The following is a 16,508-nucleotide window of genomic DNA, read 5'->3' as shown; positions in this document are numbered from 1 at the left end:
GCCCGGATAGCGAATGGCCCGCTACCACATCGAGACGTACGGGTGTACGGCCAACCGGGGCGAGAGCCGAACCATCGAGCGACGGCTCCGCGACGGCGGCCACCACCCCGCCGACGGCCCGGAGGACGCCGACGTGGCCATCCTCAACACCTGTACGGTCGTCGAGAAGACGGAGCGCAACATGCTCCGCCGGGCCGCGGAACTGGAGTCGGAGACGGGGGACCTGGTCGTCACGGGCTGTATGGCCCTGGCGCAGGGCGAGGCGTTCGACGAGGCGGGCGTCGACGCGCAGGTCGTCCACTGGGACGAGGTGCCCGAGGCGGCGATGAACGGCGAGTGCCCCACCACCACCCCGGACGCCGAACCCGTCCTCGATGGCGTCGTCGGCATCCTCCCCATCGCCCGCGGCTGCATGAGCGACTGCTCGTACTGCATCACCAAGCGGGCGACGGGGCGGATCGACTCGCCGCCGGTCGAGGAGAACGTCGAGAAGGCGCGAGCGCTCGTCCACGCGGGCGCGACGGAACTCCGGATCACCGGCCAGGACACCGGCGTCTACGGCTGGGACCGCAACCAGGGCGAGAGCCTCCTGCCCGAACTGCTCGACCGCATCTGCGACGTCGACGGCGACTTCCGGGTGCGCGTGGGGATGGCGAACCCGAAGGGCGTCCACGGGGTCCGCGAGGAACTCGCGGACACCTTCGCCGAGAACGAGGAGCTCTACAACTTCCTGCACGCTCCGGTCCAGTCGGGATCGAACGACGTGCTGGGGGACATGCGCCGCCAGCACCGTGTCGAGGAGTTCCTGGAGGTGGTCGAGACGTTCGACGACCGCCTCGACCGCTGGACGCTCTCGACGGACTTCATCGTCGGCTTCCCCACCGAGACGGACGCGGACCACGAGGCGAGCATGGACCTCCTGCGCCGGACCCGCCCGGAGAAGATCAACGTCACCCGCTTCTCGAAGCGGCCGGGGACCGACGCCGCCGACATGAAGGGGCTCGGCGGGACGGTGAAAAAGGAGCGCTCCAAGGCGATGTCGGAACTGAAACGCGAGGTGGTGGGCGAGGTTCACGAGTCGATGGTGGGCGAGCGACGCGAGGTGCTCGCGGTGCGGCCGGGCACCGGCGACTCGGTGAAGTGTCGCGACGACGCCTACCGGCAGGTGATCGTCCGAAACGCCGACGAGTACGGGATCGAACCCGGCGACGTCGTCGAGGTGGAGATCACCGCCCACGAGACGATGTACGTCTTCGGTGACCCGGTATGAAGTGGCTCCGGAGCGGCCTCCGGCGGGACGTCTGCGTCGTCGTCGCGAGCGAGGGATCGCCGACTGCCCAGGAGTGCAAGGCGGCGCTCGAAGCCCGCTACGACGACCGGATCGACCCCGGAACCTTCTACGGCGCGCTCGGAACCCTGGTCGAGAAGGGCCACCTGATCGAGACGCAAGACGGCATCCACGACCGCTACGAACTCACCGAGGCGGGCGAGCGGACGCTTCGCGATCACTACGACTGGGTGGAGACGGCGCTGGACTAGCGGGCGGTCGTCGACGCCGAGGAGCGGTCGGAGGCGTCCTTCCACTCCCCGAGGCCGGCGGGGTCCAGGTGGACGTGCACGTCGGAGACGGGTTCGATTTCGCGGACCCGCTCCCGGAGTTCCGTCTCGAGGTCGTGGGCCTCGGCCAGCGAGAGGCCGTCGTCGACCTCGGCGTGGAACTCCACCTCGATGACGTGGCCGGAGTAGTAGGCGACGAAGTCGTGGACGCCCCGGACCTCGGGATGCGAGCGGATGGCCGCCTCGATCCGGTCGCGCTCCTCGGCGGGCGGGGCGCCGTCGGAGAGATACCGGATGTTCTCCCGGGAGATCTCGACCCCCTGGTAGATGACCAGGAGGCTGACGACGCCGCCGGCGATGGGGTCGAAGATGGGGTAGCCGAGCGCCATGCCCCCGACGCCGACGACGGCGGCGAGCGTGGTGTACACGTCGTTCTTGCTGTCGGCGGCGAGGGCGCGAAGGCTCGGCGACCCCACGTCCCGGTTGACGAGGCGAGTGTACCAGTAACAGGCGTAGCGGTCGACGAGCGCGAAGAGGAGACCGGCAACCAGGATGGCGCTGTACTCGGCGCCGGAGCCGGTGAGGAGGGCGTTCCCGGAGTCGTAGAGGAGTTTCAGGCCGAGGAGGACGAGCACGCCGCCGACGAACAGGGCCGAGAGGGGTTCGAACCGCTCGTGACCGTGTGGGTGGGAGGCGTCGGGGTCGTCGTAGACGAACCGGCCCCAGACGAGGACGACGGCGCTCGCGAGGAGGTCGGCGACCGAGTGGGCGGCGTCGGCCATGAGTGCGAGGCTCCCCGAGAGGACGCCCAGCGTCCCTTCGACGCCGATCTTGAGGACGTTCGAGGCGACGTTGACCCACGACGCCTTGAGGAAGGCGGTTCGGTCCTCGGGCATGTACCACCACCGAGGAGCTATATCCACATAAGCGGTGTCATTAGGGGCGTAGAAGCGAGGTTTCGACTCGGTCTAATCTAGAAGTGAGAGGGAGACCGCCCGGTCCTCGCCGGAGACCGCCGCGTCGGGCTGGTCGGCGAAGGCCCCGTGGAGGTGGTCGTAGGTGTCGTCGATGGCCTCGACGACGACCTTGGTGTCCGCGACGACGGGCATGAAGTTGGTGTCGCCGTCCCACCGCGGCACGACGTGGGTGTGGAGGTGGTCGTCGATGGAGCCACCGGCCGGGCCGCCGCCGAGGTTGAGACCCACGTTGAGGGCGTCGGGATCGAGTGCCGCCTCCATGGCGTCGATCGTCCGTTGCTTGAGTCGGGCGTGATCCAGCAGTTCGTCGCCGTCGAGCGCGCGGTAGTCCCCGTCGTGTCGGTCGGGGATCACCATGGCGTGGCCGGGGTTGTAGGGGGCGTTGTTGAGGATGACGAAGGTGTGATCGCTCCGGGCGACGATGCGGTCGGCCCGGTCGTCGTCCCGGTCGGGGAGGACACAGAACGGACAGCCGTCGACCTCGTCGGTGTCGTCGCGGGTCACCCACTCGATGCGCCACGGGGCGAACAGTCGGTCCATGTGAGGGCGGGGGGCGCCCAGCCGTTTATACCGCCCGCCACGCGGTCGTCGCGCGCGGCGAGACGAACGGGGCGACCCGAACCGGCACCGACGTGTGACACCCGTCTGACGGCGGGAGCGTTCTCACCGCTGAAAATCCGATTGAGCCCGGATTAACCGGATTTAATCCGGGTTAACCGACTGCGGGGCTTATGCGAACGGCACGGAAAGGGGCTGGCGATGAAGGCGAAACGACCGACCCCGGACACCAACCGCGAACCGTGCCCCGACTGTGGCCGAGAAACCAGGCACGCCGTCAGAGTGGAGATTCGGACGGAGAACCCCGCCTCGGCGAACGCGGCGTTCTCGCGCGAGCCGTATCGGGTCGCGGTCTGTGCGGTCTGCGACGCGGAGTCGATCCAGCGGATGAACGACGCCTAGGCGGTCGTGATCTCACACCCGTCTTCGGTGACGACGAGGGTGTGTTCGGCCTGGCTGACGAGGCAACCCTCCTCCTCTTTCAACACCGGATAGCCGTGGATGACGTCCTGCTGTTTGAGGCGACGGAGCGCCATCTCCGCGCGCGGCACGTCGAACCACCGGGCGGCGAAGGGGAGCGTCCGGTACTCCTCCGTGATGGTCTCGAGGATCTGTCGGGCCTGTCGGTTGCGCACCGAGCGTTCGCGTTCGAGCCCGTAGATCTCCTCCGTGTTCCCCTCGCTCACCTTGCCGCGGCCGTCCGTGGCGAAGGGTTCGATGGCGATGACGTCGCCGACGGCGAGTTCGGCCCCGTGTTCGACGCCGCGGTTGGGGACGCTCGGCGCCGTGTGGGCGTCCCACTGCTCGACGCCGTGTCCCGAGAGGTTGAGGACGGGCGTGTAGCCGTACCCCCGGATCACGTCCTCGATTTCGGCGCCGATCGTGCCCGTGTCGACGCCGGGGGCGACGGCGTCGACGGCGACGTCGAGTGCCTCCTCGGCGGCCTCCACGAGTTCGGGGTTGCCCGAGAGGTCGACCGTCGTCGCGGCGTCGGCGATGTAGCCGTCGACGTGGACGCCGACGTCGAGACAGACCATCTCCTCGCCGAACTCGGCGTCGTCGTCCCGGCCGGGCGTCGAGTGGCTGGCCTCCTCGTCGACGCTGATGTTGACGGGGAAGGCGGGGCCGTCGGCCAGTTCCTCGATCCGTGCCTCGGCGTGTTCCGCGACTTCGAGGTGGGTCACGCCCGGTTCGATCATCGCCGCTGCCTCGTCGAGGACGGTTCGCAGCGCGTCGCCGGCCCGACGGTACTTCTCGACGGTCTCCTCGTCGAGGGATCCAACGCTCATGGGCGACGTTGGCCCGAGTCGGGCAAAGAGGTTGCGGCACGGCCGTGCGCCATACATAGACATGGAGACGACAATTAGCGCGGTTTATGTGTGTCCGCCGACCAGTCGACGCCGATGATCGACACCGCCGGGCTGAACGCCGCGCTGGGGGACGCACACCACCGGGTCGACGCCGACGCGTGGGACGGCATCTACGTCGTGGGCGACGTCCACGGCTGTCTGGCCGAACTCGAGGGGCTGCTCGACCGCCTCGCCCCCGGGGCCGACGACCTCGTGGTCTTCGTCGGCGACCTCGTTCGCAAGGGACCGGACAGCGCGGGCGTGGTCGACCTGGTCCGGTCGCGGGACAACTTCCTGACGGTCCGCGGGAACAACGAGGAGAAACTCCTGCGCGGGGAGAAGGACATCGGCCTCGACGACGACGCCCTGGTGTGGATCGCCGACCGCCCGGTGGCCATCAGCTGGGACGGCGCCCTGGTCGTCCACGCGGGCGTCGATCCGCGCAAGCCGCTGGCCCAGCACACCGTCGACGACTTCGAGACCGTGCGCGAACTCGGCGACGGCGACTACGAGCCGCCGTTCTGGTACGACGCCTACGAGGGCTCCGAACGCGTCTTCTTCGGTCACACGCCGCTCGACGCGCCGGTCGTCCGGGAGAGCGCCGTCGGCCTCGACACCGGCTGTGTCTACGGCGGCGAACTCACCGCCTACGACCGGGGGCGCGACCGGTTCGTGAGCGTCGCGCCCGACCGCACCGTACGGGAGCGCCCCGCCAGGAAGTTCGTCACGCCGCGGTCCCCGGTCGTCCACTAGTCCTCGGCGACGCGAACCGGCATCGACTCGGCGTCGAACGCGGACCCGACGCCGTCCGCCAGGTGGTCGACCGCCCGCCGGGCGAGGGCGAGGGCGAGGGTGACGCGGGCGGCGTCCTCGCGCGCCGGTGGCGCTCGCACCGCCCGCGGGCGCACAGGGGGACCCGGCGCCACCGTGGACGACGAGGCGCATATCGGAGCGAGGGCGGGCGGACGGATCGTCCCTCGACCCCGGCCCTGCGCCGGAATAACGGCAGTTCTTTCACGCTGGTCGGAGAAACCGGCGACGACATGAGCTACGACAGAGTCGAGGTTCCCGACGACGGGCAGGCGATCACCGTCGACGAGGACACCGGCGAACTCGCCGTCCCGTCGAACCCGATCATTCCGATCATCTACGGCGACGGCATCGGGAAGGACGTCTCCCCGGCGGCCCAGCAGGTTCTCGACGCCGCCGCGGAGGCGACCGGGCGCTCGATCAACTGGATGCGGCTCTACGCCGGCGAATCCGCCCGCGAGCGGTACGACGAGAACCTGCCCGAGGAGACGGTCGAGGCCATCCGCGAACACCGCGTCGCGATCAAGGGGCCGCTCACGACGCCCGTCGGCTCCGGGTTCCGGTCGCTGAACGTCGCGCTCCGGAAGAAACTCGACCTCTACGCGAACATGCGGCCGACCTACCACCTCGACGGCGTCCCCTCGCCGGTCACCCACCCCGAGAAGATGGACATGGTCAACTTCCGGGAGAACACCGAGGACGTGTACGCCGGCATCGAGTGGGAGGCCGGCACCGAGGAGGTAGAGCAGGTCCGCGAGTTCATCGAGGAGGAGATGGGCCAGACGGGGATCATCCACGACGGTCCCGTCGGCATCGGGGTCAAGCCCATCTCCGAGTTCGGGAGCAAGCGCCTGATCCGGCAGGCCATCGACTACGCCATCGAGAACGACCGCGACTCCGTGACGCTCGTCCACAAGGGCAACATCATGAAGTTCACCGAGGCGGCGTTCCGCGACTGGGGCTACGAACTCGCCGAGGAGGAGTACGGCGAGGCCGTCATCACGGAAGACGTTCTCTGGGACGAGTACGACGGCGAGGCGCCCGAGGGGACCGTCGTCGTCAAGGACCGCATCGCGGACAACATGCTCCAGCAACTGCTCACCCGAACCGAGCAGTACGACGTGCTGGCGATGCCGAACCTCAACGGCGACTACCTCTCGGACGCCGCCGGCGCACAGATCGGTGGCCTGGGCATCGCGCCGGGCGCGAACCTCGGCGACGGGCGCGTGCTGGCCGAACCCGTCCACGGCTCCGCACCGAAGTACGCCGGTCAGGACAAGGTCAACCCCACCGCAATGATCCTCTCGGGCCGGATCATGCTCGAACAGCTGGGTTGGGAGGACGCCGCCGACCTCGTTCGCGACGCCGTCGAGGCGACCATCTCGGCGGGCGAGGTCACCTACGACCTCCACCGACAGATCGAGGGCGGCACCAAACTCGCCACCAGCGAGTACGCCGACGCCGTCGTCGGCCGGATCGAGGAACTGGCGTAGTTCCGGTTTCGACAACATCGCGGGCGTTCCTTCACTAATTTATACCCGGAGGGGGAGGTGAGAATATGAGCGAGCCACACGTGCTGTTGCTCGGCGCACCGGGAGCGGGGAAGGGGACCCAGAGCAAGCGCCTCGCCGACGCGTTCGACATCGAACACGTCACGACGGGCGACGCGCTCCGCGCGAACAAGGACATGGACATCGGCCACATGGACACGGCGTACGACACGCCGCGGGCGTACATGGAGGCGGGCGAACTCGTGCCGGACGCGGTGGTCAACGAGATCGTCAAGACCGCGCTCGACTCCGCGAACGGCTACGTCCTCGACGGCTACCCCCGGAACCTCGAGCAGGCCGAGTACCTCTCCGAGATCACCGACCTCGACGTCGCCGTCTTCCTCGACGTGAGCGAGCCGGAACTCGTCGAGCGGCTCACCGGCCGCCGGGTCTGTGACGAGTGTGGCGCCAACTACCACGTCGAGTTCAACCCCCCCGAGGAGGCGGGGGTCTGCGACGAGTGTGGCGGCGATCTGATCCAGCGCGACGACGACACCGAGGAGACCGTCCGCGAGCGACTGCGGGTGTACAGGGAGAACACCGCACCGGTCGTCGAGCACTACCGCGAGGAGGGCGTCCTCGTCGAGGTGGACGGCGAGGGCACGCCCGACGAGGTGTTCGAGGCGATCCGCGAGGAAGTCGACGCGGCGACGTAGCCGGCCGAAGCTATATTTCCCCGGCGACCGGAGCCACGCGCGTGGACACGAACACGCACCGACGGCTGTGTGGCGTCCTCGGCGTCGGCCTGCTGGCGTTGGCCGGCGGCGGGGTCGCCCTCGTCGGCGCGGCCCTCTTTCGCACGCCGACGACCGCCGTCCAGGTCGTCCTCATCGGCGCCGCCGGCCTCCTCGACGCCGTCGCCGCGTTCCGGAACCCCGTCACCGCCCGGATCGACTGGTTCCGGCTCGGCGGGCTGGCGAACGTGGCGCTGGGACTGGCACTCCCCGTCGGCGTCCTCGGGTGGGGAGGCGGGGGACGCGGAACCCTCCTGCTCGCCGTCACGGCCCTCGGCGGCCTCTCGCTCGCGGCGATCGGCGTCGACATGGCGCTCTACGCCGGCGCGCACGTCTACGAGCGGCCGCTCGACGCCGCGAACAGAGTAAAAGGTTCATAACCTGCGGGTGGCTACTCCTCCTCAATGGCACGGATCGAGCAGCGAGTGCGGGACCTCGTCTCCGACGACGCGGAGATGGAGTCGGTCGTCCGGACGGTCCTCGACCGCGCGGAGGACGGCGAGGTCAAGTGGGTCGACGTCCGCGACGAGCTATCCAGCGGGCAGTGGGGCCGCCTCATCGAGAAGGGCGTGCTGGTCGACGGGGACGCCGGCTTCCGGCTGGCCGACGCCGAGGCGACCCGCGAGGCGCTCGAAAACGGGACTGCGGGAACGTCGACCGTCTCGGCGTCCGCCACCGGCTCCGACGACGACGAGGACTCGTCGTGGTCGATGTGGGACAAGGGCGCAGCGGTCGTCAGCGTCGGGCTCATGGCCGGCTACTCGTGGCGACCGATGCGGGACATCATCGGCACCGCCATGGACGTCGCCCTCGGGCCGCTGAACGCGGCGCTCCCCTTCTACGCCGTCGTCATGATCCTCGCGGTGGTGACGGGGCTGTACTCGACGCTCCTGCAGGCGAACCTGATGGACACCGAGAAGATGGGGGAGTATCAGGAGAAGATGAAGGAGATCCAGGAGCGACGCAAGGAGGCCAAAGAGCGGGGCGACGACGAGGCCCTCGACCGCATCCAGGACGAGCAGATGGAGGCGATGGGCGACCAGATGGGCATGTTCAAAGAGCAGTTCCGCCCCATGGTGTGGATCATGTTCCTCACCATCCCCGTCTTCCTCTGGATGTACTGGAAGGTCGGCATCGGCGACCCCAGTAGCGGCCAGTTCGGGACGATGGTGTTGCCCTTCCGGGGCACCGTCGCGTGGAAGGACAAGGTCCTCGGGCCGGTGCAGGTGTGGATCATCTGGTACTTCATCTGCTCGATGGGTTTCACCCAGATCATCCGCAAGGGGCTGAACATCGACATCAGCCCGACCGGAAGCTGATCGACGCGAGCGGAAGTGAACATACTCTTTTAGGCGGCCGCTCTCAGTAGCGATATGTTACTCACCGTGTCCGGGCCGGCGGGCAGTGGAAAGAGCACCACTGCCGCCGGTCTCGCGGAGGCGCTCGACCTGGAGCACGTGAGCGGCGGCGACATCTTCCGTGAACTGGCCGCCGAGCGCGGCTACTCCCCGGTCGAGTTCAACGAACTCGCCGAGGAGGACGAACGGATCGACCGCGACCTGGATCGACGCCTGTACGAAATCGCCCGGGACCGGGACGGACTCGTCCTCGAATCCCGGCTCGCGGGGTGGCTGTCGGGCGATCACGCCGACTTCCGGCTCTGGCTCGACGCGCCGGTCGACGTCCGGGCCGCCCGCATCGCCGACCGCGAGGAGAAGCCCGTCGAGCGCGCCCGCGAAGAGACGCTCCGGCGCGAGCGCAGCGAGCAAAAGCGGTATCACGAGTACTACGACATCGACATCGAGGACCTCTCCATCTACGACCTCGCGTTGAACACCGCCCGGTGGACCGCCGGGGACGTGCTGGCGATCCTCACGGCCGCCGTCGAACGCTACGACCCCGCGGCCGACGAGGGGCGCTACCCCGTCGCCGTCGTCGACGACTTCCAGTCGTGAGCCTGCGCGACCCCCCGGGCGACCGCTCGCTCGACGACCGCCTCGCCTTCGGCGTCGTCAACCTCGACAAGCCGCCCGGTCCCTCCGCCCACCAAGTCGCTGGCTGGGTGCGCGACATGGCTGGCGTCGATCGGGCCGCCCACGCCGGGACGCTCGACCCGAAGGTGACCGGCTGTCTGCCGATCACTCTCGGCGACGCCACCCGCCTCGCGCCCGTCTTCCTGGAGGGGCGCAAGGAGTACGTGGCCGTCCTCGAACTCCACGGCCGCCCACCCGCCGACATGACCGACGTCCTCGCCGAGTTCGAGGGCGAACTCTACCAGAAACCGCCGCGCAAGAGCGCCGTCTCCCGACGGCTCCGCACCCGCCGGGTCCACAGTCTCGACCTCCTCGAAACCCGCGACCGGCAGGCGCTTCTCCGCATCGAGTGTGCCAGCGGGACCTACATCCGAAAGCTCTGTCACGACCTCGGGCTCGCCCTCGGCACCGGCGCGCACATGGGCGACCTCCGGCGGACGGCCACCGACCCCTTCGACGACCGCGACCTCGTGACCCTCCAGGACCTCGCCGACGCCCTCGCGTTCGCCGAGGAGGGCGACGAGGCACCGCTCCGCGAGGCGGTCACCCCCGCCGAACGCGTCCTCAAGGACCTGCCCGCGGTCACCGTCGCGCCCAGCGCCGCCGAACAGGTGGCGACCGGAGCGCCCGTCTACGCCCCCGGGGTGCTGGAGGCGGACGACGCCCCCGCGGACGCGCTGGTCGCCTGCTTCACCCCCGACGGCTCGGCCGTCTGCCTCGGGCGACTCGTCGGCGATCCCGACGCCGAGTCGGGCCTCGTCGTCGACCTGGAACGGGTGCTGGTGTGAGACGGAAACGACACGCTTAACCCGGATACGGTCCTCGCTCGAAACGTGGGACCGTGGGGTAGTGGTATCCTCTGCGCATGGGGTGCGTTGGACCCGTGTTCGAATCACGGCGGTCCCATCCCACTTCCGACACATCTCATGACCGAGATAGTGTCGACACCGCCGAATTAGCAGCCGGCGACGTGGTCGTCGTCGACCGCAGTATTGGAGAAATCCATGCGTTGACATACGCGACCGTCGTCGCCGTCGACGGTCGTGGTCCGCGGCTCGGCGGCCCGGACTATCCGAGTCCGACGTACGCGAACGCGCTGCGGATCGACCGCGTGACGCCGTACGAACGCCTCGTCGGTCGCGACGCCGACGGGGCGTATCATCTGCTCCGGCGTGATCCCGGCGGCCACCGCGTCCTCGACGTGATCGAGGCGCCCGGTAGTGACCCCGAGTACCAGCAGGCCATCGCCGATGACGAAGTGCTGGTGCTGTGGGTTGAGCACGTCGACGAGCGACGCGGCTGGGACAGCGTGTGCGGAGAGTACGCTCGTCTCGTCGATGGAGGTGACCGGCCGTGATCTCCGAGGAGATCGACGCCGAAGAGTTGCGGAGCCGCCAGCACGGCCCGCTCCCAACTGACGGCAAGGGTGAGTTCCGGTGCGACGTGTGTAACGCTCGCTGCACCCGGTCGTCGACGAAGGACATCGAGTACGGGCATCGGAGTCGGTGTCCGCGGCGCCCCGATCACCTCCCCTACGGTAGGCCCGACTACCACGTCGGCGCACCGGTCGCGACCGACGGAGGTGAGGATACGTGACCCTCGATGCCGCGCTCCCGGAGTGCCCGCAGTGTGGCGAGTCGATCCGGCAGGCCGAGCGGATCGGCGTCTCGGCGTTCGTCGAGCCCTGCGGGCACTTCGTCGCTGCCGACGTCCTCCAGCCCGCACACGTCGACGAGTCGCTCCAGGAGACGCTCGTCGCCGACGGAGGTGTCTGGGTTTGAGCCGCACTCAGCCCGTTGCCGCGAACAAGGCGGCCGGCGAGGACGTCGAACGCGCGGTCGCCAGCGCCGTGCCCCAGCTTGGACTCGTCCCCGACGACGTCGCGCTCGCGTACGACGCCGTCGCGACGAGTGCCGTCTTCCCGGGCGCCGACCTGCCAATGGTCGGGCTGTGTGTCGTCGAGCGCGGGACGCCCGTCGAGATCAAGAGTTGCCAGCGTCGCTACTCCCAGCGACAACGTGGCCGGTACTACCTCCGGCCCGAGCAGCACGGAGCGCTCGTCGAGACCGGCGGCGTGTACGTGTTCGCGGTTCGGGACCAGTCGGACGATCTCCTCGCGCTGAAGGTCGTGCCCGCGGTCACGGTGGGCGATCTCATCCCTTCGTGGCTCGACGGCGGTGACGGCCGGAGTGACTACGCGCAACTGGCCTGGAGTCGGCTGTTCCGTCCTGCTGCGGTCGACGGGGGTGCGTCGCCATGACCCCCTGCGACAACTGCGGGTCGCGACTCCGAGCCGGCCGCGTCCGCGTCTACATCCCTGAGCGCGACCACGGCGCCGAAGTCGCCATCGCGCTGTGTGTCGGCTGCTCGACGCGGAAGCCGTCGGACAAGCTGTACACGCCGACGGGCATCTCCGACCGCTCCCGGACGGACCTCTCGGGGCGTGGGCGCCCATGATGGGCGGGAAGACACGCGACCGCGAGCGGTTCCCCGGCGCCGTCGAAGACATCAACGAGGACCCAGGCCGATACCTGGACGTCGACCGGCTTGACGACCTGAAGTTGGCGAAGGCCCGGATACGTGGGATCGACTACATCGCCGTGCTTCGCTGCTGGGGAGCAGTCGAGAGACAACTGCTTCACGAGCGCGACGCCGTCTCCGAGCATCACTTCGAGCAGGTCATGGAGTGGCTCGACGAACGCGAAGTCGAGCTCGAGGAGATCGGCGATCGCGACGAGCGCGTCGAGGCCGGTGGACGCGAGCCCTCGCCGCCCGCGACGTGGTCGTGGCCGGATCGGGACGGCGAGTATCCGTTTACGAACACGGTCGATTCCGGTCGGTACGCGGCTGATGGGGGTGAGGAACGATGAGCTTCGAGGAATCGAACCAGGTGACAACGCTGCGGCGCCGGGAGAAACGTGCCGTCGCGACCATCGAGGTCACGTTCGACGAGAAGAGCACCTACGAGTGCCCGGTGTGTGGCGACGAGGAGCGGATCGGCATCTACGGGCGCGACTACGACGAGCCGTCCTTCCTCCCGTGTTCGGCGTGGGACTGTGACGCGCTGTTGAAGTTCGTCGACTACGGCGATCGCGAGGTGCTCGAGCCGTCCGGGCAGGTCGGTCTGGAGCAGTTCGTGGGTGGTGGTGAGGCGTGATCGAGGACCACTTCGATCCGATGAACGTCTGTCGGCGGTGTAACCAGCCGACGCCGCAGTGCATGTGTGGCCTGACGCGGCGCTGTCCGGCCTGTTCCGGCCGCGGATTCAACTGCTGGGACGATATCTGCCGTGGCCGCGGGCGCTGTATGCACGGCGACTCGTGCTCGTACTGTCACGGCGAGGGGTACGTCCGGCCCGAGGAAGTGCTGGTCATCCCCGACCAGACCGCCTTCGAGATTCGGCAGTACCTCCGCGAGCATCCCGAACTCCGGAAGGACGAGTACGCTACCGACGATGGCGATCCGCTCGGGCAGCTGTGTTATCCCGCAGCCGAGGCCTACTACCACGCGACCGACCGCGAGCACGAGATCTACTGTCTGTCCTGGAGCGACGTCGACGCCGACCTCGAGGACACCCACTGGTACCTGCGGGAGGCCGACGGCGAGCAGCGCTGGATCGATTTAAGTCTGCCGCTGATGCCGCCCGTCGACCTCCCGCCGTTCGCGGAGGGCACGCATCGCGGGTTTATCACTGGCGACGAGCCGAGTGAGCGAGCCCAGCAAGTGCTCGACGCGGTCGAGGGTGGTGAGTCGGCGTGATCGAGGCCGAACCGACACGCGACACGCCCGGTCTCGACTCGCCGTACCGGCATCTCCGCGTCGACGGCGACGAGCACGCTGACCACGTCGCGCCCGTGCCTCACGAGACGCGTGGGAACCTCGTCTTTGACGAGCATGATGACCGCCCGTACTGGGCGCTCGCGTCGCTGTTCTTTAGTTTCGAGGAAGGCTCGAAGAGCTTCGAGATCGACATCCCGCGCTGGCGCGGCGAGGGCACCCGTACCTGGAGCGTGACGTTCAGTTACCACAAGTCAGGGATGGAGCCACGTCCCTCCGACGGCGTCGACCAGCTTTACGAGTTCGACATCACCGCCCACGCTGAAGAGGAGCGGAAGCTCCCGATCCAGGTGAAGCCCCGTCTCGGCTGGGACGAGTGTCCGGAGCGGCGCCCGCAGTCGGTTCCGAACGATCTCGGCGAGGCGGTGACCGTCCATATCAACAACTCGGTGAATATCGAGTTGGACCAGATTCGCTATCTGGTGCCGCTGCTCCTCCGAGGCATCGCAGAGGGGCTTAGTCAGTCATGGGACGAGAGCTACTTCTGTGGCGACGTCCATCCGTACTCCGCGATCACGCAACACGAGCGGTACGTCCGTCCCTCGAGCGACGCCGCTGAGAAGATCACGCGCTCGGACGGAGTCTTCAAGAGCCTCTTCGAGTTGCTGGCCGACGAGGAAGGATCGAAGATCGTCTACTCCGCGGACAATCGGAAGGTCGTCGGGTGGAACCACCAACTCAAGTTCACGAAGACCGCGGTGCGGAAGGCGTTCGATCCTGGAGACCACTCGACCTCGGCCGGCGCACCCGAAGCTACCGACGCCGAGCGCCGGGAGGATGACCTCGACGCCGACCACGGCGCCTACGGGATGCAGGAGAAACTCTACGAACCTGAGCATCCTGGCGGTCGCGAAGAGGGCGACCCGCTCGCCCATCCGAAACTCGGTGCTTTGTTTAAGAAAGGACTGAACGGCGCTGAGTCTGTCGCCTGGAACCGCCGGTACGAACTGATCCAGGCGCTCGACTCCTACGTCCTCAACGTCGCGTCGTGGGCAGGGATCGCCGTCTCGCCCGGCCCGTGGTGGGTGTCGGACTGGCACTTCTCTGGAGACCGATACGCCGACCAGCGCCGTCAGATCGCGCTGATCGACGACCCGACGCCGGAGATCGAGCAGCGCCAGGAGGCGACGATCATCTCGCTGTTCCAGCAGATCGACGCTGACAGCGCTGCCGAGGAGATCATCGAGCAGGCCGCGATGACCGACGGCGGCACCAGCGTCGACGAGGTCGACCGCGAAACCGACTGGAGCCGGTCGACGATCTACCGCCACCTCTCGAAGCTCGACGAGGTCCTCCGCCTCGAGAACGGCTCGATCAAGTTCATCAGTGGGAAGGTGCGCGACGAGATCCGCGACGTCCTGGACGTCCTCAACAAGAGCGTCGATGCGGCGACCACCGCGCTCGCCCGCATCGCCGACATGGACCCGCGCGATCTCGACCGGAAGGGCAAGGCCTGGCAGAAGTGGGTGAACCGCTACGCCGCCGAGATCGAGGACGCCGTCGACGGCCAGCAACTCCGGCTGCGGAGCGCCCTCTCGATGGCGAAGGCTGATTCGCATCCGTGGGCGCCCGAAGTGATCCGGGTCGGCCGCATCGCCTGGCGTGAATCCGGGCGCCCGCTGCATCGGTTCCCGGAGAAGGTCGCGTTCGAGACGCCGTTCGGAGAAACCGTTCGCGAGAACGCCGAGCGGATGGCGCATCGCGCCGACGGGTAGCGCCCGACTGCTGAGAGGCATCACCGGCGTTCGTTCTTGTTTTCACAACTCCGCTTTCGCTCGATAGCGATTGCTGTAAGGTCTGGTTGTGTTCGGCGTGCCGTTCATACGCCGGGGTGCCGCCCCGCCGACCGCCCCGCTGCGGGTCTTGTCCCGCGGGGCGGGACAATCCCCTTCGTCTGTGTGACGAAGGTCACAGAATCCAAAATACACCGCACACCTCAAACCGCACCTGAAGCGTCGCTCGACTTGAAACAGATGAAACGGAGGTTCATCGGCGGTAGTTTTTCACGCCACTGACCACTACGCCAGCGTATGCGCTGGCGACAGGTCGTCCTCGCTGCCGCGCTGGCGGTCGGCGCCGCGTCTGCTGCCGCCCGGTTCGAGGGCGCGACGCCCACGGAGTCGCTCGCTGTCGCCCTGCTCGTCTACGTCGGCGTCCGCGTCCTGATCGGGACGTACTACCGGACTCGATACTGGTACGGGCGCTCGGGGCGCAACACACGCAAGTGCCCGCAGTGTGGTCGCCGAATCTCGCGCCGTGCCGGTGATCTCGTCACGAAGTGTTATCACACGACCCAGCAGCACCATCACAAGCCGCCTGACGAATGTGGATATATTGCTGGGTTCCCAGTCACACGTCTGTTCACGCAGTCGGTGGTTACCCGACAGGTCGTTCGGTCAGTTACGTGGGAACGACTCGGCGTGATCGCGCTGGCTGGTGTGTTGCTGTTCGCACCCGTCTCAATTTCGGCCGGCGGGACGTTGGCCGGCGGTGCTGGCGGTGCGGCTGCTGCGACCGGCGGGACAGCGACGGCGACGCCCGCGGCGACTGCGAGTGCGCGTCCGACCGCGACCGCAACCTCGACGGCGACAGCGACGCCGAACCCGCCCCCTCCTCGGCAGAAGTACGATCTGTCGGAGGTCGAAACAGTATTCATTGAGATGTTGAACACCGAACGCGAATCCCGTGGCCTCCAGCCAGTGACGCAACGTGACGTACTGACGGAGATGGGCCGGTCGCACAGCGCAGATATGGCCGAACATGACTACATCGGGCACGAGGAGCCGGATGGCTCGACGATTAAAGACCGATACCGCGAGCGAGGGTTACTGCCAGAGTGCCGGCTTCCCATCTCCGGATCTGGTCGCTACTACGCGGGCACGGAGAATGCCGCTCACTTTTGGGTGAACAAGGACGTGCGTACTGCTAATGGAACCATCCACGTTGACAGCGAGCGCGATATCGCTCAGGGGTTGTTCGTTATGTGGATGAACTCTCGTGACCATCGCGAGGCGATGCTCGTCTCGTCCGCTGACGAAGCGGGACTAGGGATATACATCGACGGCCGTGGGAAAGTGTATGCGAGCCTTGAACTCTGTTAGCC

General features: G+C 67.9%; 24 protein-coding genes and 1 tRNA gene. 21 read left to right on the top strand and 4 right to left on the bottom strand.

Annotated features, from left to right (window positions below):
• The first annotated feature begins 13 nt into the window (after window positions 1-13).
• Both NBT67_RS14410 and NBT67_RS14405 read left to right on the top strand, forming a co-directional pair.
• On the top strand, window positions 14-1,270 hold the full coding sequence (locus tag NBT67_RS14410; RefSeq protein WP_251342459.1) for a tRNA (N(6)-L-threonylcarbamoyladenosine(37)-C(2))-methylthiotransferase: 1,257 nt from the start codon (window positions 14-16) through the stop codon (window positions 1,268-1,270).
• On the top strand, window positions 1,267-1,539 hold the full coding sequence (locus NBT67_RS14405) for a PadR family transcriptional regulator (RefSeq protein WP_251342458.1): 273 nt from the start codon (window positions 1,267-1,269) through the stop codon (window positions 1,537-1,539). Before NBT67_RS14410 ends, NBT67_RS14405 begins: the two co-directional genes overlap by 4 nt.
• Here NBT67_RS14405 and NBT67_RS14400 read toward each other — a convergent pair.
• Window positions 1,536-2,453, bottom strand: a complete 918-nt coding sequence (locus tag NBT67_RS14400) for a cation diffusion facilitator family transporter (protein ID WP_251342457.1) — start codon at window positions 2,451-2,453, stop codon at window positions 1,536-1,538. The two genes, NBT67_RS14405 and NBT67_RS14400, sit on opposite strands and share 4 nt — an antisense overlap.
• Window positions 2,454-2,525: 72 nt before the next feature.
• Window positions 2,526-3,074 carry an HIT family protein gene (locus NBT67_RS14395; RefSeq protein ID WP_251342456.1) on the bottom strand — a complete coding sequence of 183 codons (549 nt, stop codon included), beginning with the start codon at window positions 3,072-3,074 and terminating at the stop codon, window positions 2,526-2,528.
• A 219-nt stretch (window positions 3,075-3,293) separates the two neighbouring features.
• Between NBT67_RS14395 and NBT67_RS14390 the strand changes: the two genes are divergently transcribed.
• A complete protein-coding gene (locus NBT67_RS14390) occupies window positions 3,294-3,494 on the top strand; it encodes a DUF7835 family putative zinc beta-ribbon protein (protein WP_251342455.1) in 201 nt (66 codons plus the stop codon).
• Here NBT67_RS14390 and map read toward each other — a convergent pair.
• The gene (gene map, locus NBT67_RS14385) at window positions 3,491-4,381 is read right to left on the bottom strand and encodes a type II methionyl aminopeptidase (RefSeq protein ID WP_251342454.1); all 891 of its coding nucleotides are present in this window, start codon (window positions 4,379-4,381) and stop codon (window positions 3,491-3,493) included. The two genes, NBT67_RS14390 and map, sit on opposite strands and share 4 nt — an antisense overlap.
• A 114-nt stretch (window positions 4,382-4,495) precedes the next feature.
• Between map and NBT67_RS14380 the strand changes: the two genes are divergently transcribed.
• Window positions 4,496-5,194, top strand: a complete 699-nt coding sequence (locus tag NBT67_RS14380; RefSeq protein ID WP_251342453.1) for a metallophosphoesterase family protein — start codon at window positions 4,496-4,498, stop codon at window positions 5,192-5,194.
• Here the strand turns inward: NBT67_RS14380 and NBT67_RS14375 are convergent.
• Window positions 5,191-5,334, bottom strand: a complete 144-nt coding sequence (locus tag NBT67_RS14375) for a hypothetical protein (protein WP_251342452.1) — start codon at window positions 5,332-5,334, stop codon at window positions 5,191-5,193. The genes NBT67_RS14380 and NBT67_RS14375 overlap by 4 nt on opposite strands.
• 150 nt (window positions 5,335-5,484) lie before the next feature.
• On the opposite strand from NBT67_RS14375, the gene icd reads away from it, so the two are divergent.
• From icd to NBT67_RS14290, 17 genes are all read left to right on the top strand, one after another.
• A complete protein-coding gene (gene icd, locus NBT67_RS14370; RefSeq protein ID WP_251342451.1) occupies window positions 5,485-6,744 on the top strand; it encodes an isocitrate dehydrogenase (NADP(+)) in 1,260 nt (419 codons plus the stop codon).
• A 65-nt stretch (window positions 6,745-6,809) separates the two neighbouring features.
• The gene (locus tag NBT67_RS14365; RefSeq protein WP_251342450.1) at window positions 6,810-7,457 is read left to right on the top strand and encodes an adenylate kinase; all 648 of its coding nucleotides are present in this window, start codon (window positions 6,810-6,812) and stop codon (window positions 7,455-7,457) included.
• A gap of 41 nt (window positions 7,458-7,498) precedes the next feature.
• Window positions 7,499-7,915 (top strand): DUF7994 family protein, encoded by a 417-nt coding sequence (locus NBT67_RS14360; protein ID WP_251342449.1) that lies wholly within the window; start codon window positions 7,499-7,501, stop codon window positions 7,913-7,915.
• A 24-nt stretch (window positions 7,916-7,939) separates the two neighbouring features.
• Window positions 7,940-8,854: a DUF106 domain-containing protein gene (locus NBT67_RS14355; RefSeq protein WP_251342448.1), complete on the top strand. Its 915-nt coding sequence runs from the start codon at window positions 7,940-7,942 to the stop codon at window positions 8,852-8,854.
• 54 nt (window positions 8,855-8,908) lie between these two features.
• On the top strand, window positions 8,909-9,490 hold the full coding sequence (cmk, locus tag NBT67_RS14350) for a (d)CMP kinase (protein ID WP_251342447.1): 582 nt from the start codon (window positions 8,909-8,911) through the stop codon (window positions 9,488-9,490).
• 2 nt (window positions 9,491-9,492) lie between these two features.
• Window positions 9,493-10,356 (top strand): RNA-guided pseudouridylation complex pseudouridine synthase subunit Cbf5, encoded by an 864-nt coding sequence (locus NBT67_RS14345; RefSeq protein WP_251344389.1) that lies wholly within the window; start codon window positions 9,493-9,495, stop codon window positions 10,354-10,356.
• A gap of 47 nt (window positions 10,357-10,403) precedes the next feature.
• Window positions 10,404-10,474 (top strand) — tRNA-Pro (locus NBT67_RS14340).
• A 103-nt stretch (window positions 10,475-10,577) separates the two neighbouring features.
• Window positions 10,578-10,925: a hypothetical protein gene (locus tag NBT67_RS14335; protein WP_251342446.1), complete on the top strand. Its 348-nt coding sequence runs from the start codon at window positions 10,578-10,580 to the stop codon at window positions 10,923-10,925.
• Entirely contained in the window at window positions 10,922-11,164 is a 243-nt protein-coding gene (locus NBT67_RS14330; RefSeq protein ID WP_251342445.1) for a hypothetical protein, read from the top strand. Before NBT67_RS14335 ends, NBT67_RS14330 begins: the two co-directional genes overlap by 4 nt.
• Window positions 11,161-11,349 (top strand): FmdB family zinc ribbon protein, encoded by a 189-nt coding sequence (locus NBT67_RS14325; protein WP_251342444.1) that lies wholly within the window; start codon window positions 11,161-11,163, stop codon window positions 11,347-11,349. The genes NBT67_RS14330 and NBT67_RS14325 overlap by 4 nt, the downstream gene beginning before the upstream one ends.
• Complete coding sequence (locus NBT67_RS14320) at window positions 11,346-11,828, top strand: PD-(D/E)XK family putative nuclease (protein WP_251342443.1); 483 nt, start codon at window positions 11,346-11,348, stop codon at window positions 11,826-11,828. The genes NBT67_RS14325 and NBT67_RS14320 overlap by 4 nt, the downstream gene beginning before the upstream one ends.
• Complete coding sequence (locus NBT67_RS14315; RefSeq protein ID WP_251342442.1) at window positions 11,825-12,025, top strand: hypothetical protein; 201 nt, start codon at window positions 11,825-11,827, stop codon at window positions 12,023-12,025. The genes NBT67_RS14320 and NBT67_RS14315 overlap by 4 nt, the downstream gene beginning before the upstream one ends.
• Entirely contained in the window at window positions 12,025-12,438 is a 414-nt protein-coding gene (locus tag NBT67_RS14310; protein WP_251342441.1) for a hypothetical protein, read from the top strand. The genes NBT67_RS14315 and NBT67_RS14310 overlap by 1 nt, the downstream gene beginning before the upstream one ends.
• Entirely contained in the window at window positions 12,435-12,725 is a 291-nt protein-coding gene (locus NBT67_RS14305) for a hypothetical protein (RefSeq protein WP_251342440.1), read from the top strand. Before NBT67_RS14310 ends, NBT67_RS14305 begins: the two co-directional genes overlap by 4 nt.
• Window positions 12,722-13,327 (top strand): hypothetical protein, encoded by a 606-nt coding sequence (locus NBT67_RS14300; RefSeq protein WP_251342439.1) that lies wholly within the window; start codon window positions 12,722-12,724, stop codon window positions 13,325-13,327. The genes NBT67_RS14305 and NBT67_RS14300 overlap by 4 nt, the downstream gene beginning before the upstream one ends.
• Entirely contained in the window at window positions 13,324-15,120 is a 1,797-nt protein-coding gene (locus NBT67_RS14295) for a DUF7845 domain-containing protein (RefSeq protein WP_251342438.1), read from the top strand. Before NBT67_RS14300 ends, NBT67_RS14295 begins: the two co-directional genes overlap by 4 nt.
• A gap of 315 nt (window positions 15,121-15,435) precedes the next feature.
• Complete coding sequence (locus NBT67_RS14290; RefSeq protein WP_251342437.1) at window positions 15,436-16,506, top strand: CAP domain-containing protein; 1,071 nt, start codon at window positions 15,436-15,438, stop codon at window positions 16,504-16,506.
• The last annotated feature ends 2 nt before the right edge of the window (window positions 16,507-16,508 follow it).

The sequence above is a fragment of the Haloplanus sp. GDY1 genome, from assembly GCF_023703775.1.
GTDB classification, from domain to species: Archaea; Halobacteriota; Halobacteria; order Halobacteriales; family Haloferacaceae; genus Haloplanus; species Haloplanus halophilus.
The sequence above is the reverse complement of the archived record's forward strand: the minus strand, read 5'-3'. Positions and strand labels throughout refer to the sequence as shown.